The organism is Geodermatophilus sp. YIM 151500, assembly GCF_025716945.1.
Taxonomy (GTDB): domain Bacteria; phylum Actinomycetota; class Actinomycetes; order Mycobacteriales; family Geodermatophilaceae; genus YIM-151500.
In genome coordinates this window covers 71,067-91,464 of sequence record NZ_JAOVZT010000013.1, presented here as the reverse complement: position 1 = coordinate 91,464, position 20,398 = coordinate 71,067, and the positions used below count along the sequence as shown (strand labels likewise).

At 76.0% G+C, this 20,398-nt stretch carries 21 protein-coding genes and 1 pseudogene; 10 read left to right on the top strand and 12 right to left on the bottom strand.

Translation table 11 applies throughout. The annotated features are described in order from the left end of the window. Positions 1-181 precede the first annotated feature (181 nt). Positions 182-1,399 (bottom strand): HNH endonuclease, encoded by a 1,218-nt coding sequence (locus tag OF117_RS18600; protein WP_263554337.1) that lies wholly within the window; start codon positions 1,397-1,399, stop codon positions 182-184. Positions 1,400-1,631: 232 nt separating this feature from the next. Here OF117_RS18600 and OF117_RS18595 point away from each other — a divergent pair, with 232 nt between their 5' ends. Continuing rightward, positions 1,632-2,285: a hypothetical protein gene (locus tag OF117_RS18595; protein ID WP_263554336.1), complete on the top strand. Its 654-nt coding sequence runs from the start codon at positions 1,632-1,634 to the stop codon at positions 2,283-2,285. Between the two features lie 36 nt (positions 2,286-2,321). Here OF117_RS18595 and metF read toward each other — a convergent pair whose 3' ends face one another. After that, positions 2,322-3,248, bottom strand: coding sequence for a methylenetetrahydrofolate reductase [NAD(P)H] (gene metF / locus OF117_RS18590; RefSeq protein ID WP_263554335.1), 927 nt, complete (start codon positions 3,246-3,248; stop codon positions 2,322-2,324). Between the two features lie 179 nt (positions 3,249-3,427). Between metF and OF117_RS18585 the strand changes: the two genes are divergently transcribed. Genes OF117_RS18585 through OF117_RS18575 form a run of 3 tightly spaced genes read left to right on the top strand, consistent with a single transcriptional unit; the run spans position 3,428 to position 7,030 of the window. After that, positions 3,428-4,558: a polyprenyl synthetase family protein gene (locus tag OF117_RS18585; RefSeq protein ID WP_263554334.1), complete on the top strand. Its 1,131-nt coding sequence runs from the start codon at positions 3,428-3,430 to the stop codon at positions 4,556-4,558. 7 nt (positions 4,559-4,565) lie between these two features. Further along, on the top strand, positions 4,566-6,068 hold the full coding sequence (gene crtI, locus OF117_RS18580; RefSeq protein WP_263554333.1) for a phytoene desaturase family protein: 1,503 nt from the start codon (positions 4,566-4,568) through the stop codon (positions 6,066-6,068). Continuing rightward, on the top strand, positions 6,065-7,030 hold the full coding sequence (locus OF117_RS18575; protein WP_263554332.1) for a phytoene/squalene synthase family protein: 966 nt from the start codon (positions 6,065-6,067) through the stop codon (positions 7,028-7,030). The genes crtI and OF117_RS18575 overlap by 4 nt, the downstream gene beginning before the upstream one ends. On the opposite strand, the pseudogene OF117_RS18570 reads toward OF117_RS18575, so the two are convergent. From OF117_RS18570 to OF117_RS18560, 3 genes and pseudogenes are all read right to left on the bottom strand, one after another. After that, a pseudogene (locus OF117_RS18570) lies at positions 7,027-7,236 on the bottom strand (lycopene cyclase domain-containing protein); the annotation flags it as partial. The gene OF117_RS18575 and the pseudogene OF117_RS18570 sit on opposite strands and share 4 nt — an antisense overlap. Continuing rightward, positions 7,233-7,592 carry a lycopene cyclase domain-containing protein gene (locus tag OF117_RS18565; protein ID WP_263554331.1) on the bottom strand — a complete coding sequence of 120 codons (360 nt, stop codon included), beginning with the start codon at positions 7,590-7,592 and terminating at the stop codon, positions 7,233-7,235. The pseudogene OF117_RS18570 and the gene OF117_RS18565, both read right to left, overlap by 4 nt. Before the next feature lie 52 nt (positions 7,593-7,644). Beyond that, entirely contained in the window at positions 7,645-7,968 is a 324-nt protein-coding gene (locus OF117_RS18560) for an Rv2175c family DNA-binding protein (RefSeq protein ID WP_263554330.1), read from the bottom strand. A 156-nt stretch (positions 7,969-8,124) separates the two neighbouring features. Between OF117_RS18560 and pknB the strand changes: the two genes are divergently transcribed. Both pknB and OF117_RS18550 read left to right on the top strand, forming a co-directional pair. Beyond that, positions 8,125-10,089, top strand: a complete 1,965-nt coding sequence (gene pknB / locus OF117_RS18555) for a Stk1 family PASTA domain-containing Ser/Thr kinase (RefSeq protein ID WP_263554329.1) — start codon at positions 8,125-8,127, stop codon at positions 10,087-10,089. A 9-nt stretch (positions 10,090-10,098) separates the two neighbouring features. Beyond that, positions 10,099-11,019 (top strand): deoxyribonuclease IV, encoded by a 921-nt coding sequence (locus OF117_RS18550; protein WP_263554328.1) that lies wholly within the window; start codon positions 10,099-10,101, stop codon positions 11,017-11,019. Positions 11,020-11,031: 12 nt separating this feature from the next. On the opposite strand, the gene OF117_RS18545 is transcribed toward OF117_RS18550, so the two are convergent. The 4 genes from OF117_RS18545 to OF117_RS18530 form a co-directional block, all read right to left on the bottom strand. Next, positions 11,032-11,481 (bottom strand): hypothetical protein, encoded by a 450-nt coding sequence (locus OF117_RS18545; protein ID WP_263554327.1) that lies wholly within the window; start codon positions 11,479-11,481, stop codon positions 11,032-11,034. 53 nt (positions 11,482-11,534) lie between these two features. Beyond that, positions 11,535-12,581: a threonine aldolase family protein gene (locus tag OF117_RS18540; protein ID WP_263554326.1), complete on the bottom strand. Its 1,047-nt coding sequence runs from the start codon at positions 12,579-12,581 to the stop codon at positions 11,535-11,537. A 3-nt stretch (positions 12,582-12,584) separates the two neighbouring features. Beyond that, the gene (locus OF117_RS18535) at positions 12,585-13,913 is read right to left on the bottom strand and encodes a class II 3-deoxy-7-phosphoheptulonate synthase (protein ID WP_263554325.1); all 1,329 of its coding nucleotides are present in this window, start codon (positions 13,911-13,913) and stop codon (positions 12,585-12,587) included. Between the two features lie 125 nt (positions 13,914-14,038). Further along, positions 14,039-15,064 (bottom strand): 6-phosphofructokinase, encoded by a 1,026-nt coding sequence (locus OF117_RS18530; protein ID WP_263554324.1) that lies wholly within the window; start codon positions 15,062-15,064, stop codon positions 14,039-14,041. 48 nt (positions 15,065-15,112) lie between these two features. Here OF117_RS18530 and OF117_RS18525 point away from each other — a divergent pair, with 48 nt between their 5' ends. Next, a complete protein-coding gene (locus OF117_RS18525) occupies positions 15,113-15,532 on the top strand; it encodes a hypothetical protein (RefSeq protein ID WP_263554323.1) in 420 nt (139 codons plus the stop codon). 101 nt (positions 15,533-15,633) lie between these two features. Continuing rightward, complete coding sequence (locus OF117_RS18520; protein WP_263554322.1) at positions 15,634-16,539, top strand: SDR family oxidoreductase; 906 nt, start codon at positions 15,634-15,636, stop codon at positions 16,537-16,539. Positions 16,540-16,584: 45 nt separating this feature from the next. On the opposite strand, the gene OF117_RS18515 is transcribed toward OF117_RS18520, so the two are convergent. From OF117_RS18515 to OF117_RS18505, 3 genes are all read right to left on the bottom strand, one after another. Further along, entirely contained in the window at positions 16,585-17,241 is a 657-nt protein-coding gene (locus OF117_RS18515; protein ID WP_263554321.1) for a hypothetical protein, read from the bottom strand. Positions 17,242-17,353: 112 nt separating this feature from the next. Continuing rightward, positions 17,354-17,839, bottom strand: coding sequence for a polyadenylate-specific 3'-exoribonuclease AS (locus tag OF117_RS18510; RefSeq protein WP_263554320.1), 486 nt, complete (start codon positions 17,837-17,839; stop codon positions 17,354-17,356). 138 nt (positions 17,840-17,977) lie between these two features. After that, positions 17,978-18,739, bottom strand: a complete 762-nt coding sequence (locus OF117_RS18505; protein ID WP_263554319.1) for a lysophospholipid acyltransferase family protein — start codon at positions 18,737-18,739, stop codon at positions 17,978-17,980. 126 nt (positions 18,740-18,865) lie between these two features. Between OF117_RS18505 and OF117_RS18500 the strand changes: the two genes are divergently transcribed. Then, on the top strand, positions 18,866-19,672 hold the full coding sequence (locus OF117_RS18500) for an alpha/beta hydrolase (protein WP_263554318.1): 807 nt from the start codon (positions 18,866-18,868) through the stop codon (positions 19,670-19,672). Continuing rightward, the gene (locus tag OF117_RS18495; RefSeq protein WP_263554317.1) at positions 19,669-20,385 is read left to right on the top strand and encodes a hypothetical protein; all 717 of its coding nucleotides are present in this window, start codon (positions 19,669-19,671) and stop codon (positions 20,383-20,385) included. Before OF117_RS18500 ends, OF117_RS18495 begins: the two co-directional genes overlap by 4 nt. The last annotated feature ends 13 nt before the right edge of the window (positions 20,386-20,398 follow it).

Below are 20,398 nucleotides of genomic sequence, written 5' to 3'. Positions count from 1 at the left end.
CCGCAGCCCCGGTCGGCGTGCTGCGCGAGACCTACAGCCGACTCACAGCCACGACGGGAGGCCGTGTCGGCCCGGGACGGCGTGGCCGCGCGCGGCGGATGCCGGAGCGCACTCGCTTTTCCGCCGCACGGCCGAGCCACTCCGTCTCCCTCCCCCGGTGATCGGGGCGCGGGAGCTCACGTCAGACCCGCAGGGGCGCGGTGAGGAGGATCTCGGTGACGTCGGGGCGGTAGGTGCGCCATCGGGCTCCGGGTGGGGCGGTGTCGTCGCGTTCGACCCGGAAACCGTGGTGGACCTTGGTGTGGTGCCGTTCGCACAGCAGGCCGGAGTTGTCCAGGCTGGTCTCGCCGCCCTGGATCCACTCGACCAGGTGGTGCACGTCGCACCACCAGTGCGGGGCGGTGCAGCCGGCGAAGGAAAGGACCCCTGCGCCCCCCGCCACGCGCTCCGCACGCGGCGGGCCCCTGCGCAGGGGCCGGCGGCCGACGTCCAGCGGCAGCCCGTCGGGGTCGAGGACCAGGCGGGTGAGCTGGGCGTCGCAGGCCGCCCAACGGGCGCGGGCGGCGGACAGGGTGGCGCCGAGGGCGGTGCAGGCCGCGCCGGGGCCGAGGGCGGGGTCTGCCAGCTCGGTCAGGCCGACGGTGACGAGGACGTGCGGCTGGACCTTGCGCAAGATCGGCAGCTGCCCGGAGGCCAGGGCCAGGTCGCACAGTTGCACGAGCGCGTCGCCGAGCCGCTGGGCACGGGTGCGGGTCTCCCCGGCGCAGCGTGACGCGGCGGCGATGGATTCCAGCGCGGTGGCCACCTTCTCCCCGCCGACGGTGTCCAGCGCCCCGCCGAGGGTCCACGACCCGTCGGGGTGCGAGCTCAGGGTGAGCGCGCGGCCCTCGGTGGGGTCGGGTTCGGGCCCGTCGGGGTCGAGAGCGGCCAAGTAGTGCCCGACCGCGGACTGCAGCTGCCGGTGGGTGCCGCCGACCGCGACGTCGAGCAGCGCGGCCTCCATGGCGGGCAGGTCGACGCCCTGCGCGGCGGCCTTGTCCAGGTTCTCCGGCCGGGTGATCTCGGCGAGCACGTCGACCGCGTCGTCACCCAGCCGCCCGGCGGCGTAAGCGGCCTCGACCGCGGGCAGCCGGTCCAGCGCCCGGCCCTGGGCGAGCAGGCGGGACGCCGCGGCGCCGGAGAGCCGGGCGTGCCCGGTGAGCCACGGCCGCATCGACGTCAGCCCGTCGTGCTCGGCCGCCTGGCGCACCTCGGCGCGCCGCACGGTGCGGGTCAGCGCGGCGGTGATCCGGTGCTCCGCGACCGCCAGCTCACGCACCCGGTCCAGCAGCTCACCGTCGGACAGGCCGTCGAGGTCGTCGGCGGCCAGCGCGTCCAGTGCGGAGGCGAGCTCGCCCATGACCTTCCCCTTCCTTGTCGAACGTGTGTTCGATGGTACTGGACGGCGGCTCGCGCATCAAATGACTGCGCAGGTCAGCGCGCTGACCGTCGCGCACCGGCCACGGCCAGCAGGGCCGATCCGGTCGACCGTCCGCCGTGGCGCCGACTGCCGGGCGAGCGCGCGTGCTCCGCTCCGGGTCACCGGCGGGCGGGCACGGTTCGGCCGCCGCGGGGCGGGGCAAGCGCCCCCCGTGGCACCTCCGATCAGCGACGCGGTCGTCGTCGACGTCCTCCGCCGGGTCGACCGGCTGGTCACCCCGCTGGCCGACCGCCTCCGACGGTCGCCGGGCCGACCCCGGGTCGCGCGCGACCGCTGGTGGGCCGAGCGCGTGCCCTGGGTGGTCGCGCTCGCTTCGGCGCTCCCCCGCGTCCTCGGCCGGCTCGCCGACCTGCTCCCGGTGCAGAACGCCGTCGGGGCGGCGGCGCAGTCGGTCGTGGTCCTCGGGGTGGCCGGCGAGCACGGCGTCCGGGCACCGGCCGAGCGGGTGAGCCTGCTCGCCCGCGTGCTGCTGGACCGCGACCTCCCCGCCGGGCGGGTCGAGCCCCTCCTCCAGCGGGCGCGGGGCACCTACCGGGAGGAGGCGCTGGGACCCCGCGGACGGCGGGGCGTGGTGCGCACGCTGTGGCGGGTCGCCCGCCTGCTGGCCCGCATCGACGAGGCGCTCGACGCCCGGCCCAAGGGCCGGCTGCGGCACCGCGCGCTGGCCGCGTTCCCGGTGGTCGGGGTGGCCGGCGGCTACGCCGCCGAGCGGCAGGCCCTGCGCAAGGCGGCGGCGCGGGCGGCCGCCGTCCTCGACGACGAGGACGGACGCCCGGCGCCGGGACGCGCAGCGGGCGGTGGCTGAGCACGGTCGGCCGGCGGCGCGGCGTCGCTGCGCGGGTCAGCCGGCGGCCGACGCCCGCGCGAGGTCCGTCGCCCCGGCGCCGGTCAGGTTGGCGTGCACCTCGCGGGTCGCCGTCGACCGGTTCATGGTGATGAAGTGGATGCCGGGCACGCCCTCGTCGAGCAGCCGGCGGCACAGCTCGGTCGCCACCTCGACGCCGTAGGCGCGCACCGCGGCCTTCGCCTCGGGGGTGTCGCCGTCCAGCTCGGCGAAGCGTGCGGCCAGGTCCTCCGGGAAGGCCTGGCCCGACAGCTGCACGATGCGGGTGATCTGCCGCACGTTGGTCACCGGCATGACCCCGGCGATGATCGGCACGTCGCAGCCGCGGCCGCTCACCCGGTCGCGCAGCCGGAGGTAGTCGTCGGCACGGAAGAACATCTGGGTGATGGCGAAGTCGGCGCCGGCCCGGCACTTGGCGACGAACATGTCGACGTCGGTGTCGAAGTCCGGCGACCGCGGGTGCCGCTCCGGGAACGCGGCCACGCCGACGGAGAAGTCGCCCATCGTCCTGATGAGCGAGACCAGCTCGGCGGCGTAGGACAGGCCCTCGGGGTGGGCCGTCCATTCGGCCTGCGGGTCGGCGCCCGGCGGGTCGCCGCGCAGGGCGAGCAGGTTGCGCACGCCCGCGGCAGCGAGCCGGCTCACCACGTGCCGCAGCTCGGCGACGCTGTGGTCGACCGCGGTGAGGTGCGCCAGCGGGGTCATCGTCGTCTCGGCCGAGATCCGCTCGGTCACCGACACGGTGCCCTCCCGAGTGGTGCCGCCGGCGCCGTAGGTGACCGAGACGAACGACGGGCGGAGCCGTTCCAGCTCGCGCAGCGCCGTCCACAGCTGGGTGTGCGCCTCCGGCGTGCGCGGCGGGAAGAACTCGAACGACCACGTCGGGCGCCCCTCGGCGAGCAGCTCGCGCACGGTCCGGGTCACGAGCGACGAGGGTACGGGTGCGGGACGCCGGCGCGGGTCCGGGACGGGCGCGGAACCGGGCCGCGGCCTGCATCCGGGCGGCTCCCGCCGGGCGAAGGAGGTGCGTGATCACGACACCGCGTGCCCCGGACGAGCTGCTCCGGAGGTGGTGGCCCGCCGGATCGGGCGATACTGAGCCCGTGACGGCCGGTACCCAGCAGCGCGCGACCGAGTCCGCGATCCGGGTCCCGCTCGCCGCGGCCGACCTCGATCGCGTGCGCGGTGCGGTGTCGGCGGCGCTGGAGGCCTTCCTCGAGCGGCAGCGGCAGACGCTCGCCGCGATGGACCCCTCGCTCTCCCCCGTGGTCGACGAGGTCTGCGCCCTGGCCGCGGGCGGCAAGCGGCTGCGACCGCTGTTCGCCTACTGGGGCTGGCGCGGCGCGGTCGCCGGTGCATCCGTGCCGGCCGAGGACGACGCCGCCGTGCTGCGTGCCGTCGCGGCGCTGGAGTTCGTGCACGCCAGCGCGCTGGTGCACGACGACGTCATGGACGGCGCCGTCACCCGCCGCGGCCGCCCGGCCACCCACGTCGGCTTCGCGACCGCGCACGGCGACGGCGGCCTGGCCGGTGACGGTGCGCTGTTCGGCACCGGGGCGGCGATCCTGGTCGGCGACCTGGCACTGGTCTGGTCCGACGAGCTGCTCCGCTGCTCGGGCATCTCGGTGCCCGCGCTCATCCGGGCCCGGGCGGTGTGGGACACCATGCGCACCGAGGTGACCGCCGGCCAGTACCTCGACCTGCTGCGCGCGGCGGGCGGGCTGCCCGGGCCCCAGGGCGCGCTCACCGTCGCCCGCTACAAGAGCGCCGGCTACACCGTGCAGCGGCCGCTGCAGCTCGGCGCCGCGCTGGCCGGCGCCGACGAGCACGTCCTCGAGGCCTGCACCGCGATCGGGCTGCCCCTCGGCGAGGCGTTCCAGCTGCGCGACGACGTCCTCGGCGTGTTCGGCGACCCGGCCGTCACGGGCAAGTCCGCGGACGACGACCTGCGCGAGGGCAAGCGGACCCTGCTGGTCGCCCTGGCCGAGCAGGCCGCGGATGCGGCCGGGCGCCGGCTGCTGGCCGAGTCGCTGGGCGACCCGTCGGCCGGGCCGCAGGAGTTCGACGCGCTGCGCGCGCTCATGGAGTCCACGGGCGCCCGCCGGCGGGTGGAGGAGCGCATCGCCGAGCGCACCGCGGTGGCCCGCGCGGCCATCGCCGGGGCACCGATCAGCGACGACGCCCGCAGCGCCCTCGACGCGCTCGCCGTCGCCGCCACCACCCGGGCCGCCTGAGCCCCGGATGCCCCGTCTGCGCACCGTCCCCGGGCGGACCGACCGCGTCGTCGTCGTGGGTGCCGGCCTGGCCGGCCTCGCCGCCGCCCTCCGGCTGCGCGGCGCCGGCCGCCAGGTCACCGTCGTCGAGCGCGGCGCAGGCCCCGGCGGGCGCGCCGGCCGGATCGAACGCGCCGGCTACGCGCTGGACACCGGCCCGTCGGTGTTCACCGCGCCGGAGCTCGTGGCCGACACGCTGGCCGCCGTGGGCGAGAAGCTCGAGGAGCGGCTCTCCCTGATCCGCCTGGACACCACCTACCGGGCGCAGTTCGCCGACGGCTCGCACCTGGACGTGCACGCCGACCCCGACGCCTTCGCCGCCGAGGTCGAGCGGCTGGCCGGTCCCGCCGAGGCCGGCAACCTGCGCCGCTACCTGGCCGATCTGGCCGAGCTGTACCGCCTGCAGCTGCGCACCTTCATCGACCGCAACCTCGACACCCCGCTGGACCTGCTCGGCCCCGAGCTGGTCGCGCTCGTCCGCCGCGGCGGCTTCGGCCGGCTGTCCCGGCACGTGGCACGGGCCTTCCACGACGACCGGCTGCGCCGGCTGTTCAGCTTCCAGGCGCTGTACGCGGGGGTGTCGCCGTTCCGGGCGATCGCCGCGTACGCCGTCATCGCCCAGCTCGACATCGGCGCCGGCGTGTGGCACCCGGTGGGCGGGATCGCCGCCGTGCCGCGCGCCCTCGCCGCCGCCGCGGCCGACGCCGGGGTCGCGTTCCGGTACGACTCCCCCGTCGAGGAGCTCGAGCTCTCCGGCGGCCGGGTCACCGCCGTCCGGCTCGCGGACGGCGAGCGGCTCCCGGCCGACGCCGTCGTCGTCTCCGCCGACCAGCCGCACCGGCTGGTGCCGGGGCTGCGGCCGCCGCGCCGGCCGGTGTGGTCGCCGTCCTGCGTGGCCCTGCAGCTCGGCGTCCGGGCGGAGCTGCCGGGGCAGGCGCACCACACGATCAGCTTCGGCGCCGCGTGGGAGGAGGTGTTCGCCGAGCTGACCCGGCTCGGCCGGCCGATGAGCGACGCGAGCCTGCTGGTCAGCATGCCGTCGGTCACCGACCGGTCGCTGGCGCCGCCGGGCGGCCACGCGCTCAGCGTCGTCGCCCCGACGCCGAACCTGGACCGGCGCAGCGGCGGCAACCCCGACATCGACTGGACGGCGCTGGCCCCGCGCTACCGCGACGAGCTGCTCGCCGTGCTCGAGGCGCGCGGCTGGACCGGCCTGTCCGACGCCGTCGAGGTCGAGCACGTGGACACGCCGCTGACCTGGGCCGCCCAGGGCATGGCCGCCGGCACCCCGTTCGCACTGGCCCACACCTTCGCCCAGACCGGCCCGTTCCGGCCCTCGACGCTGCCGCGCTCGGGCCCGGAGAACGTCGTCCTGGCCGGGTCGACGGTGCAGCCGGGCGTCGGCGTGCCGATGGTGCTCATCAGCGGGCGGTTGGCCGCCGAGCGGATCACCGGGCCGGTCGGCGCATGACGGCCCTCGACCGACCGCCGTCCCCGCCCGCCGACCGGGCGCGGCAGCAGGAGCTGCTCGACGCCGCGTACCGGCACTGCGCGGCGATCAACGCCCGGCACGGCAAGAGCTACCACCTCGCCACCCGGCTGCTGACCGCCGACCGTCGTCCGGCGGTCCACGCGCTGTACGCCGCCGCCCGCACGGCCGACGACCTCGTCGACGTCCCGGGCGCCGACCCGGCGGGCGATCTCGCCGACTGGTCGCGCGCGCTGCTCGTGGAGCTGGAGGCCGGCTGGTCCGACGACCCGGTGCGGCTGGCCACCGTGCACACCTACCGCCGCCACCGCATCCCGGTCGAGCACCTGGTCGACTTCCTCGCGGCGATGACCAGCGACCTGACCGTCACCGGCTACGCCGACCTCGACGCCCTCGACCGCTACATGTGGGGGTCGGCGTCGGTGATCGGACTGCAGGTGCTGCCGGTGCTCGGCACGGCCCGCGGGGTGACCCGCGAGGAGGCCGCGCCGCACGCGATCGCGCTCGGCGAGGCCTTCCAGCTGACCAACTTCCTGCGCGACGTCGGCGAGGACGTCGACCGCGGCCGGGTCTACCTGCCGGCGGACCTGATGGCCGCGCACGGGGTGACCCGGGAGCAGCTCGCGGCCAAGCACCACGACGCCCGCTTCCGTGCACTCATGCAGGAGATGGTGTCCGTCGTCCGCCGCCGCTACGACGACGCCGCCCCCGGCACGCCGATGCTCGCGCCCGAGTCGCGCGACTGCGTCCGGGCGGCCACCGCCCTGTACGGCGGGATCCTCGACGAGATCGTGAAGGCCGACTACCGGGTGCTCGACCGCCGGGTGCGGGTGTCCAGGCCGCGGCGCCTGGCCGTGTTCGCCCGGCGGTTGACCGCGGCCCAGGTGGCCAGGGTGAGGGTGACCAGGGAGAAGCCGAACAGCAGGTCCTCGACCGGCGCGTAGGCCAGGCGCGGGCCCCAGATCGTGCCGGGGCTGTAGGTGACGACGTCCAGACCGGTCAGCACGCCGTTCATGAGCAGCTGGAAGAACACGATGATCGCGTAGGCCACCCAGAACACCGGCCGGGTGACCATGCGGGTGCGGTACACGGCCAGGTCGACGACGAGGACGGCGACCACGGAGGTCACCGCCAGCGCGGAGTAGCTCATGGCCGATCCGCCACCGGCTCCGCCTCCTCCGGTACGTAGCCGGCGTCCCAGCGCGTCACCCGGCGGACCGCCTCCAGGGCCATCACCGCGCACACCGGGACGACGACGAAGAACAGCACCTCCTCGACCGGGATGCCGCCGGGCAACCGCACGCCGAGGGTCTGCCCGCCGTCGTAGGCCCAGTGACCCTGGTCGATGGCGTACAGCACCCACGCGACGAAGACGACGAACCCCGGCACGAGGGCCAGCAGCAGCCGCCGCCACCGCGCGTACACCCGCACCCCCAGCAGCAGCTCCAGCGGGGCGGTCACCACCAGGCAGCCGGCCAGCAGCGCCAGGTACGTCAGCTGCCCCACGTCACCCGCTTCGGGCGCGGCGCGGCAACCGGATGCACGGCGCCCACCGGCGTCACAGGGCCAGCGCCTGGGCGCGGCGGGTGACCTCGGTGTGCCGCTCGCCGCGCAGCGCCTCGACCGGCGTGCCGGGCAGCGAGTCGTCGGCCCGGAACAGCCAGGTGAACGCCTCCTCGTCGGTGAAGCCGCCGTCGCGCAGCACCGTCAGCAGGCCCGGGAGGTGCTTGAGGACGGCGCCGTCCTTGAGGAAGTCCGCCGGGATCCGGCTGTTCCCGCTGCCGGGCACCGCCATCAGCTTGCCGTCGCGCAGCAACTGGCGGACGCGGTTGGGCGAGGTCCCGAGCGCCTCCGCGACCTCCCCGGGGGTCAGCGTCTCCATGCGACCGAGCCTATGCGGCGACGCCCGGGGCCCGCGCCGGTCGCCCGCGTCGGTCGTCGACCGCGCAGCGCGCCGCAGGTGCACCAGGCGCACCGACCACCCCGGACGCCGCGTGTGACGGCCGGGACGGGCCCGTCCCGCTTCTACACTCGCCGGGTGGACACCGCCGTGACCGACCCCGTGGTCGGCCTCGTCCTCGAGGGGCGCTACCGCCTCGAGGAGCGGGTGGCCCGCGGCGGGATGTCCACCGTCTACGCCGCCACCGACCTGCGGCTGGACCGCACGGTCGCGGTCAAGGTCATGGCCGACCACCTGGTCCACGACCCGACCTTCGTCGACCGGTTCATCCGCGAGGCGCGGGCGGCGGCGATGCTCAGCCACACCAACGTGGTGTCGGTCAGCGACCAGGGCAGCGACCAGGGCCTGGTCTTCCTGGTCATGGAGCTGGTCCGCGGCCGCACCCTGCGCGACCTGCTGCAGGCCCGCGGGCGGCTGACCGTCGCCGAGGCCTTCGCCGTGCTCGAGCCGGTGCTCGCCGGGCTGACCGCCGCGCACCGGGCCGGCATCGTGCACCGCGACATCAAGCCCGAGAACGTGCTGATCGGCGTCGACGGCGTGGTCAAAGTGGCCGACTTCGGTCTGGCCCGCGCGGTGGTCGGCACCGGGCAGCAGACCAGCCAGACCGGCGGCGTGCTGATCGGGACCGTGGCCTACCTCTCCCCCGAGCAGCTCGAGCGCGGCAAGGCCGACGCGCGCACCGACGTCTACGCGGCCGGCATCGTGCTCTACGAGATGCTCACCGGCCACCCGCCCTACGGGGGTGACACGCCGCTCGCCGTGGCCTACCAGCACGTCCACCACGACGTGCCCGCGCCTTCGGCCGAGGTCCCCGGTCTCCCCTGGCAGGTCGACGACCTGGTCGCCCGCACGACCCGGCGCGACCCGGCCGGGCGGCCGCTGGACGCCGGCGCCTTCCTCGCGGAGCTCGCCGACCTGCGGCACGACCTGGGCATCGAACCGGTGCCCGTGCCGACCGGGCGCAGCTCCGCCGGCCCCGGCACGCTGCGGCCGACCAACCGGCCTCCCCGGCCCCGGCACCCCAGCGACCCGGGCACCGCCGTCCTCGGCGGCGGGCGCAGCGGGCGGACGACGGCGATGCCGCCCGCGGGCGCTCCCGTCCGCCGCCCCTCCACCGACCGGCTGCACCTGGGCCCGCCGCCGCACATCCGCCGCCGCCGCGCGCGGCTGGCCATGGCCGTCGTCCTGCTGCTGGCGATCACCATCGGCGCCGTCGGCTGGTGGCTCGGCTCGGGCCGCTGGACGACGGTGCCGCGCCTGGCCGGCCAGCCGCAGGAGGCCGCGGTCGACCTGCTGCAGGAGGCCGGGCTGGACCCCGACCCGATCGTCGAGGAATTCAGCGAGGACGTGCTCGAGGGTTCGGTCATCTCCGCCGACCCCGGCAGCGGCGAGGCCATCCGGGGCACCGACGTCCGCCTGGTGGTCTCCAAGGGACCGGAGCGCTTCCGGGTGCCCGTCGAGCTGGCCGGGCGGCCGGTCGACGAGGTGACCGCCCGCATCCAGGAGACGCTGCCGGCGGTCAAGGTGACGACGGCCGAGGAGCACGACGCCGAGACCCCGGCCGGCCGGGTGCTGCGCTTCGACCCGCCGGCGGGCACCGAGCTGCGCCGCGACGAGCTGGTCACCGTCGTGGTCAGCCTGGGGCCGGCCCCGGTCGTGGTGGCCGACGTCGTGGGGCTGGGCCCCGAGGCGGCCACGGCGAACCTGGAGCGGCAGGGCTTCCAGGTCGCGCGGGCCGAGGACGGCCGCAGCGCGGACGTCGCCGTCGGCGAGGTCATGGCCGTGGAGCCCAGCCCCGCGGCCGGTCCGCAACCGCACGGCAGCACCGTCACCATCCAGGTCTCCGCGGGGCCGCCGCTGGTCACGGTGCCCGACGTCAACGGCCTGAGCGAGCCGGAGGCCACCGCGGCGCTGCAGGGCGCCGGTCTCCGGGTCGAGACGTCGACGTTCGTGGCCGGCAACCGGGTCTACCGGCAGAGCCCGGCGGCCGGAGAGGTCGTCGAGCAGGGCACCACCGTCAAGATCCTGCTGAGCTTCGGGTAGCCCGCGCCGGTGCACCGCTCCCCCCACGCGACGCCGATCGGCGCGCACGTCCAGACCCGCGGTGGCCTGGCCACCGGCGGCCTCGCCTACGCCGACGCGGTGTCCGCGGAGGTGGTGCAGGTCTTCGTCGGCAACCCGCGCGGCTGGCGGCTCTCCGACGGCGACCCCGCACAGGACGCCGCCTTCACCGCCGGCTGCCTCGAGCGGGGCGTGCCGGCCTTCGTCCACACGCCGTTCCTGGTGAACGTCGGGTCGCCGACCGAGGCCACCGTCGAGCGGTCGATCGCGACCATCGCCCACAACCTCCGCCGCGGCGCCGAGCTGGGCTGCGCGGGCGTGGTCGTCCACGCCGGCTCGGCGGTCGGCGAGGACCGCTACGAGGCGGCCCTGCGCCAGCTGCGCGAGCGGCTGCTGCCGGTGCTCGAGCGGGTTCCGGACGACGGCCCGCGGTTGCTGGTCGAGCCGACCGCCGGGGGCGGGCGGTCGCTGGCGGCCACCGTCGAGGACCTCGGCCCCTACCTCGCGGCGCTGGACCACCACCCGCTGGTCGGCATCTGCCTCGACACCTGCCACGCCTTCGCCGCCGGGCACGATCTCGCGGTGCCCGGCGGGATGACCGCCGCGCTGGACGCGCTCGAGGCGACGGTCGGGCCCGGGCGGCTGGGCCTGGTGCACGCCAACGACTCGCTGGACGCCTGCGGGTCCCGCCGCGACCGGCACGCTCCGATCGGTGCCGGCACGATCGGCGGCGGCGCGTCCGGTCCCGGGCCGTTCCGCGAACTGCTCGCGCACCCGTCGGCGGCCGGCGTCCCCGTGGTGGTGGAGACCCCGAGCGAACTCGACGGCTCGCCGTCCGCCGGCCACGCGCGGGACATCGACCTGCTGCGCTCCCTGCGCGGCGCGGTAGGCACGGAGCGCCCCGCCGCCTGACCGGACGCGGGCTCACACGGCCGGGTGCTGCCACTCGTGGTCGGGCCCGTCGGGCGCGTCCCGCCAGAGGACGCGGATGATCCCGCCCCGGGACGCCGCGCTCCGGGCGACACCGATGGTGATCGAGTCGCCCGACGGCACCTCCGCCCGCGCGGTGGGCAGGCCCAGCAGGTCCATGCCCTGGGGGACCTCGACGCGGACGTCGTAGGCGATCGCGTCGCCGATGTTGACCAGATCGTTGGTCGCGGCCCCCTGCCGCTTGAGCGCCCACCGGATGGCGTGGTCCTGGACCAGCCGCCGCCGGGCCGACTGCTCACCGGCCGCGAGATCGGCGGCGCGCTGCGCGGCCGCCTCGGACCGGCCCGCCGCCCGGGCGGCGCGCCGGCTGTAGAACAGGGCCAGCGTCGCCACCAGCAGCGCGAGGACGGCGACCGCCGCGACGATCCCGTCCGACACGCCCATGGTCACGAGGGAACCAGACGACGCCGCAGGTCGCGCGGTCGGCGCGCCGGAGCTCAGTCGTCGAGGAGCGGGGCCAGGACGTCGGCGGCGCGCTCGACCGCGGCCTTGTCGACGTCGAGGTGGGTGACCAGCCGCAGCCGACGCGGACCCGCCCGCCCGACCAGGACGCCCTCGGCCTTGGCCGCCTCGGCGATCACCGGCGCCGGGACGTCGTCCAAGACGACCATGTTCGTCTCGACCGTCGCCGGGTCGACGCCGAGCCGGGCGGCCAGCAGCCGGGCGTGCTCGTGGTCGTCGGCGAGCCGGTCGACGTGGTGGTCGAGGGCGTACAGGCACGCCGCGGCGAGCACGCCGGCCTGGCGCATGCCACCGCCGAGCCGCTTGCGCCACAACCGGGCCTCGGCGATCCGCTCGGCCGAGGCGACCAGCACCGAGCCGACCGGCGCGCCCAGCCCCTTGGACAGGCACACCGACGCGGTGTCGGCCAGCCGGCCGTAGGTCGACAGCGGCAGCCCCTCGGCGACGGCGGCGTTGAAGATGCGGGCACCGTCGAGGTGCACGTCCACCGCGTGCGCGCGGGTCCAGTCCCACAGCTTCCGCAGCTCGTCGAGGGGCTGCACCCGGCCGCCACCGCGGTTGTGCGTGTTCTCCACCGTGATCGCGGCCGTGGCGGTGACGTGCCAGTCGCCGTGCGGGCGCACCTGGGCGATCAACTGGTCGGCGTCGAGCCGCCCGCCGTCGGAGACGACGGTCCGGCTGGACAGCCCGAACACCGCCGCAGCCGCACCCATCTCGTAGGTCAGCACGTGGCACTCGGCGTCGCCGAGGATCTCCTGGCCCGGCCGGCAGACCAGCCGCAACCCGATCTGGTTGCCCATCGTCCCCGACGGCACGAAGAGCGCCGCCTCGTGTCCGAACAGGTCGGCGACGCGCTCCTCGAGGGCGTTGAGCGTCGGGTCCTCGCGGTAGACGTCGTCGCCGACCTCGGCCTCGGCCATGGCGCGGCGCATGCCCTCGGTGGGGCGGGTGACGGTGTCCGAGCGCAGGTCGATCGCGTCGGCTCCGACGCCCGAGGGGGCGTGGGTGTCGATCGAGTACACGTGCTAGCCCCGCAGCATCTCGGCGACCAGGAAGGCCAGCTCCAGCGACTGCCCGGTGTTCAACCGCGGGTCGCAGGCGGTCTCGTACCGGCTGTTGAGGTCCTCGTCGCTGATCTCCTGCGCACCGCCGAGGCACTCGGTGACGTCCTCACCGGTCAGCTCGACGTGGATGCCGCCGGGCCAGGTGCCCAGCGCCCGGTGCACGTCGAAGAAGCCGAGCACCTCGTCGACGATCCGGTCGAAGTGCCGGGTCTTGAAGCCGGTCGAGGACTCGTGGGTGTTGCCGTGCATCGGGTCGCACTGCCAGACGACGGAGTGGCCCGACGCGGTCACCTTCTCCACGATGCCGGGCAGCACGTCGCGGATCTTGCCGTTGCCCATCCGGCTGATCAGGGTGAGCCGGCCGGGCACGCCCTCCGGGTCGAGCCGCTCGACGAGCTCGGTGGCCTGCTCGGGCGTCGTCGTCGGGCCGATCTTCACGCCGATCGGGTTGGCCAGCCGGGACACGAACTCGATGTGCGCGCCGTCCATCTGGCGGGTGCGCTCCCCGACCCAGACGAAGTGCGCCGACAGGTCGTACGCCCGGCCGTCGTGCACCCGCACGAGCGCCCGCTCGTAGTCGAGGACCAGCGCCTCGTGGGAGTTGAACAGCTCGACGCTGTGCAGCGCGCTGGAGTCGACGCCGCAGGCGCGCATGAACGCCAGTGCCCGGTCGATCTCCCGCGCGATCACCTCGTAGCGGACGCCCGCCGGCGAGGTGGCCACGAAGTCCTTGTTCCAGTCGTGCACCGCGTGCAGATCGGCCAGCCCACCGCGGGCGTAGGCGCGGATCATGTTCATCGCGGCCGCCGAGTTGGCGTAGGCGCGGACCAGCCGATAGGGATCCGGCACCCGCTTGGCCGGGTCGGGCTCCAGCGAGTTCACCATGTCGCCGCGGTAGGACGGCAGGCCCAGCGCGTCGGTGTCGGCCGACCGCGGCTTGGCGTACTGCCCGGCCACGCGGCCCACCTTGACCACGGGCACGCTCGCGCCGTAGGTGAGGACGACGGCCATCTGCAGCAGCGTGCGGGTGGTGCTCTGCAGGTGCGGCTCGGTGTTGAGGTCGAACGTCTCGGCGCAGTCCCCGCCCTGGAGCAGGAAGGCCTCGCCCCGTGCCACCGCGGCCAGCCGGGAGCGCAGGTCGTCGACCTCGGACGGCGCCACGATCGGCGGGACGGTCGACAGGGTGTCCAGCACGGTGTCCAGCGCGGCACGGTCCGGCCACCGCGGCTGCTGGGCGGCGGGCAGGTCCCGCCACCGGTCCAGCCCGGGGAGCAGCTCGGGGAGACTCACGCCGTCGAGGGTACGGCGGGCGGTCCGCCGATCCGGACAGCCCCGGCCGGGGTGACCGATCCCTCGGCCGGTGCCCGGCCCGGCGGGCCGGAGGCCCGGCCGCCCGGGGCTCCGGCCGGGGCGGCTCATCCGAAGAACACCTCCGCCTCGGCGTAGCGCTCCACCGGCACCAGCTTCAGCTGCGCCGTGGCCGCCGACAGCGGGACCCGCACGATGTCGGTGCCGCGCAGCGCCACCATCACCCCGGACTGCCCGTCGTGGACGGCGTCGACGGCGGCCAGCCCGAACCGGGTCGCGAGCACCCGGTCGAAGGGCGAGGGCGTGCCGCCGCGCTGGATGTGACCGAGCACCACCGCCCGCGCCTCCCGGCCGGTGCGCTCCTCGATCAGCGAGGCCAGCGCCGGCCCGATGCCGCCCAGCCGCACGTGCCCGAAGGCGTCCTTCTCCCCCGTCAGCAGCTGCAGCTCGCCGCCGGCGGGTGCGGCTCCCTCCGACACCACCACGATCGGCGAGAAGCCGGAGTCGAACCGGTGCTGGCAGTGCGCGACGACGGCGTCGACGTCGAACGGGCGCTCCGGGATCAGCACGACGTTCGCGCCGCCGGCCATGCCGGCGTGCAGGGCGATCCAGCCGGCGTGCCGGCCCATCACCTCCACGACCAGGGTGCGGTGGTGGCTGTCACCGGTGGTGTGCAGCCGGTCGATCGCCTCCATGGCCACCCCGACGGCGGTGTCGAAGCCGAACGTGTAGTCGGTGGCGTCCAGGTCGTTGTCGATGGTCTTGGGCACGCCGACCACGCGGAGCCCGGCCGCGGCCAGCTGGGTGGCCACCCCCAGGGTGTCCTCCCCGCCGATGGGCACGAGCGCCTCGATGCCCAGCCGGTCGAGCGTGGCCATGACCCGGTCGGCACCGCCCTCCATGGCGTAGGGGTTGGTCCGGCTGGTGCCCAGCACCGTGCCGCCGCGCGGCAGGATCCCGCGCACGGCCGCGAGGTCCAGCGGCACGGTGTCGCCCTCCAGCACGCCGCGCCAGCCGTCGCGGAAGCCGACGATCTCGTCGCCGTGCTGGCCGACGCCCTTCCGCACGACGGCCCGGATGACGGCGTTGAGACCGGGGCAGTCGCCGCCGCCGGTCAGGATGCCGATGCGCATGTCGTTCCTCCGGGAGGTGGACGCCGGCTGCTCGGGTCGCTGGGCGTCATGATGCCGCAGGCCACGCGGCCGGAACGGGACGGCAGCGGGCGGACGACGGCGTGCGCCGCGGTCGGCCGGCAGGCGGCCGAGCTGGCCGCGGAGACGGAGTCGGTGCAGACGATCCAGGGCGACACCGGCGCCGCGGTGCGCGCGATGGGCCGGATCGCCGACGTGGTGCGCACGATGGTCGACCACCAGACCACGATCGCCAGCGCCGTGGAGGCGCGGTCGGCCACCAGGCGGGAGCTGACCCGCAGCGTGGCGACCGCCGCCAACGGCGTGGGCGCGGTCACCGGGACGCTGACCGACGTCAGCCGGAACGCGCAGGACAGCGCCGAGGACATCGAGCGGGCGCGCGGCGCCGCCCGCGGGCTCGACGCGTCGTCCCGCGAGCTCAACCGGCTCCTCGGCGTGTTCACCGTCTGATCCGGCCGGACCGGGCGTCGCGGTCGTTGGGCCCGTCGCGCCGCCGCGACCGAGCCCGCGGCGGCGGGAATGCGCTCCGGCGGAGGACGGTTGCGGCGCGGGTGACCTCGGCAGCGGAGCACCGGAGGACCGTCGCGATCACCGGGGCGACCGGCGCGCTCGGCCGACGGGTGGTCGACCGGCTCGCCGGCGCGGAGGGGGTGCACCTGCGGCTCGTCGTCCGCGACGCCTCCCGGGCGCCGCGTGTGCCCGGAGCGGAGGTGGCGGAGAACCGCGGCGGCTACGCCGACGGCCCGGGCCTCGCCGCCGTGCTCACCGGTGCGCACACCGTGTACCTGGTCTCGGCCGCCGAGGCCGAGGACCGGCTGGCGCAGCACCACTCCGCCGTCGACGCCGCCGCGGCCGCCGGCGTCCAGCGCATCGTCTACACCTCCTACCTCGGCGCCCGCCTCGACGCCACGTTCACCCTCGGCCGCCAGCACGCGGCGACCGAGGACCGGATCCGGGCCACCGGCGCCCGGTGGACCTTCCTGAGGCACGGCCTGTACGCCGACTTCGTGCCGTTCTTCGCCGGCGTCGAGGGCGACCGGGCGGTCATCGCCGCCCCGGCCGGCGAGGGACGCGTCAGCTTCGTGTCGCGGGACGATCTCGCCGACGTCGCCGCCGTGGTCCTGCTCGACGACTCCGGCCGGTTCGACGGGCAGGCCCTGGACGTGACCGGCCCGGAGGCCGTCAGCCTGGCGGAAGCGGCCGCCGTGCTGCAGGAGGTGACCGGGCGCCCGGCCGAGTACCGCCCGCAGACGGTCGAGGAGGCATGGGCGGCCCGGCGTCCCCTCGGCCGCGGCGACTGGGAGGTCGAGGGCTGGGTGACCAGCTACCTGGCGATCGCCGCCGGCGAGATGGCCACCGTCGGTGACGCCGTCCCCCGGCTGACCGGCCGCCCGGCGCGGACCGTCGGCGAACACCTGCGCGCGCACCCCGAGGACTGGGTGGCCCTGCGCGGTTGAGGGCGGGGGCCCGACGTCGCCCCGGCAGGGTCCCGCACGGGCTGGTCACGCGCCTCGGAAGGCACCCCACGGGTCCGGGCCGCCGTCCTGCTCGCGGAGCAGCCGCCGGAGCCGCTCGGGATCTCGCCGGGCCAGCTCGTCGAGCAGCTCGGCGCGCAGCTGGACGGCGAGGGCCTGCGCCTCCGGTCCGGCGGCGGACCGCAGGGCGGCCGAGGAGTCGTGCCACTCGCGCTCGAGCGCCTCGACGGGGAGCTCGGGCAGGACGCGCCGCAGCTGGGCCAGTCGGCAGAGCGCCGCGCCCGGGCCGTCCTCCGGGCTGGTCAGCATCCAGTCGACGACGGTCACGGCACCGAGGACGAGAAGGGCCACCAGCAGGACGGCACCACCGGGACCCAGCAATCCGAGACCGTGGCTGAACGGCGGGGCGAGCAGGCCCAGCCCGGCGGCCGCGGCCGCCGCCCGGCGCGCCGTGGGGGACTGCCGGAAGCCCGGCGTGACGAGTGCGACCACACCTGCGGCCAGCGCCGCCACCACCGGTCCCCAGACCAGGGCGGCCGAGGGTGGGCCCACGACCGCGCCGAGCAGCGCGAGCACGAAGTAGACGCCGGCCGCCACGCGTCGGGCGGCGACCAGCAGCGCGTGCCAGACCTCCCCGGCCAGCTGCAGCCGGGACGGGCCGGTGGAGCCGAACCCCGTCGCCATGTCCGGACGCTAGGCGGCAGGTACGACCAGCGGTAGGCCGGATCCATGACGGCTCCGCGACGTTTCCGCTCATGCTCGACGGCGGGCGGCTCCCTCCCGCCGGCCCTCGGCCTCAGCGGCGGACGCCCTCCATGGCGCGCCAGCGGGCGAGGTTGTGGCGGGCGTCGACCAGGGCGTCGTGGGCGCCCTCCGGCGGGGGCGGCAGCTCGGGGCGGCCGACGTCGTCCCAGCGCTGGCGCAGCTCGCGGGTGAACCGCGGGATCGGCCGCGGCAGTGCGGGCATCGGCCCCCACAACTGGCACAGGGCGACGTGGTCGTAGGCGGCGAACCACGCCCACAGCTCGATCTCCTCACCCGGGCCGGTGAGGAAGGCCAGCAGGTCATCGCGGATGCGCCCCCGGCTCCGCCAGGCGCGGTCGGCCGGCGGTGGCAGCTGGTCGAGCACGTTGCGGCGCACCCAGGGGATCGCCCGGCCCGGGTCGAACTCGGTGCTGACGGCGTAGAACTCGCGGCCGGTCTCGTCGACGACCCCGATCGAGACCAGGTCGATCGTCGCGCCGTCCTCGATGAACTCGGTGTCGTAGAAGAACCGCCGCACGGACCCACGGTAGGTGCCGCCGTCCTCCGTCACCGGCGTCCCGGACACCGCCGCGAGCTCGCGAGGGCCGGGGAGCGGCGGCCGTGCAGCGGCCCGCCGCGAGCCTGCGGCCGGGCGGGGCTGGAAGCCCGCCCCAGCTCAGCCGGCCAGCGACGTCGGCGCCCGGTCGACGGCCTCGTCGACCGGCGGCAGCAGCCGGGCGATGATCTCCACGGCGCTGGACCCGGTCGCGTCCATCGTCTTCTTCACCGCGGCGCCGTAGACGTCGACGTACTCCTGACCGGACAGCTTCAAGATCGCGTACATGATCTCGTCGGTGATCGACCGCTCGACGAACCGGTCGCCGGACAGTCCCTCGTAGCGGGAGAAGTCGAGCGCCTTCCCGAAGCGCACCCGCACCGTGGTGATCGACCGGCCGAAGGGCAGCGCGCGCCGGCGGTACACCATCGCGACCGGCACGACCGGGACACGCGTTTCCAGCGCCATCCGGGCCACCCCGGTCTTGCCGCGGAACAGGCGCCCGTCGGGCGAGCGGGTGCCCTCCGGGTAGATGCCCAGCAGCTTGCCCTCGGAGAGGATGCGGATGCCGGTGCGGATGGCGTCCTCGGCCGCGGAGGCGTCGGTGCGGTCGATGGGCACCTGCCCGCTGCCGGCGAAGAACAGCCGCTGCAGGGAGCCCTTCACGCCGGAGCCTCGGAAGTACTCGGCCTTGGCCAGGAAGGTGACCCGGCGGCGCAGCGACAGCGGCATGAAGATCCAGTCGGAGGCCGCCAGGTGGTTGCTCGCGAGGATGGCGGCACCCGTCCGGGGGACGTGCTCCGTGCCCTCGGCACGCGGCCGGAAGACCAGCCGGACGGCCGGCCCGATCGCGACGTACTTGAGGAACCAGTAGAACAACACGCCTCCCTCGTGAGCTGCCAGACTAGGGAGCCCATGGGCCGATGGACAATCGGCCGCCGCCTGCGGGGCACACCCGCAGCCGTCCCAGCCGGTCGGCCCTGTCGCCCGGTCGCCGAGGAGGCCGACGTGTCGAGACCCGACGTGCCCGCCGCCGGGGTGATGCCCGGCGGCGAGCCGTTCGAGTTCACCGGCCACGGCCCGGCCGGTCGCACGGGCGTGCTGCTCGTGCACGGCTTCACCGGCACCCCCATGAGCATGCGCCCCTGGGGCGAGCACCTGGCGGCGGAGGGCTTCCCCGTGCGCTGCCCGCTGCTCCCCGGGCACGGCACGCGCTGGCAGGACTGCAACGCCGTCGGCGAGGACGACTGGCTCGCGACGGTGCTCACCGCCTTCGACGCCCTCGCCGCGGGGTGCGACGCGGTCTTCCTGGCCGGCCTGTCGATGGGCGGCACGCTGGCCACCCGGGTGGCCGAGCTGCGGCCCGACGAGGTCGCGGGTCTGGTCGCCGTGAACCCGTCGCTGTCGACCCGCCGGCTCGACGCGCGGCTGCTGCCGGTGCTGGCACGGGTGACCGGCAGCTGGTCGCCGATCGGCAGCGACATCAAGAAGCCCGGCGTCGCCGAGCTGGCCTACGACCGGCTGCCGCTGCGCGGCATGCTGGCCCTGCGACGGCTGTGGGCGGCGACCCGGGCCGACCTGCACCGCGTCACCGCCCCCGTGCTCGTCTTCACCAGCCGCGAGGACCACGTCGTCGAGCCCGAGTCGAGCAACCTGCTGCTCGACGGGGTGTCCACCGACGACGTGGAGCAGGTGCTCCTCGACGACAGCTACCACGTGGCGACCCTGGACAACGACGCCCCGGCGATCTTCGCCCGGTCCGCGGAGTGGATGCGGGCGCGCGCCGGCGCCCGCCCTGCGGCGGGGCGGCGGTGACCCCGGCCCGGCGGGGCCGCCGGGACAACGGCCTGGACGCCGCCCTGTGGAGCCCGCTGCGCGACGTCGACCCGCGGGTGGGCGAACACCTGCTCGACGTCCTGCAGCTGGCCGGCATCCCCGCCTACCTGGAGCCCTCGGCCGACGTCGGGCCGTACACCCGCACGGTGTTCCTGCCCAGCCCGCCCACCGACCGGCTCTACGTCGACCGGTCCCGCCGCGCCGAGGCGCGCGAGCTGGTCGACCGGCACGCCGACGACCACGTCGAGCGGCGCGCCGACGACCACGCCGAGCGGCGCGCCCCGGGGCCGGTGCCCGAGCGGGCCGCCGTCCGCCGGAACATCGACGAGGACGCCGAGTGGGCCCGCATCGTGGCGGCGTTCGAGGCGGAGGAGGGGCGCCCGGTCGCCGACGGCGAGCCCTCCGACGCGCCGCCCCCGCCGCCGCACGAACCCTCGGTGCTCGACCGGCCCGACGAGCACTACGAGCCGCCGCCCGCCCCGCCGCTGGGCGTGCCGGCACCGGCCGCGCTCTACGCGGTGCTGCTCGTGGTCGCCGGCGTCCTGCTCGTCGGCATGCCGGGGCTGCTGCGGCTGTCCGCCGACGTCGGCCTGGTCCTCGGCGTCGCGGCCATCGCCGGCGGCGTCGCCCTGCTCGTGTCGCGGATGCGCGAGCGTTCGGTCGACGACGGCGACGACGGCGCGGTCGTGTGAGGCTCCACCTCCT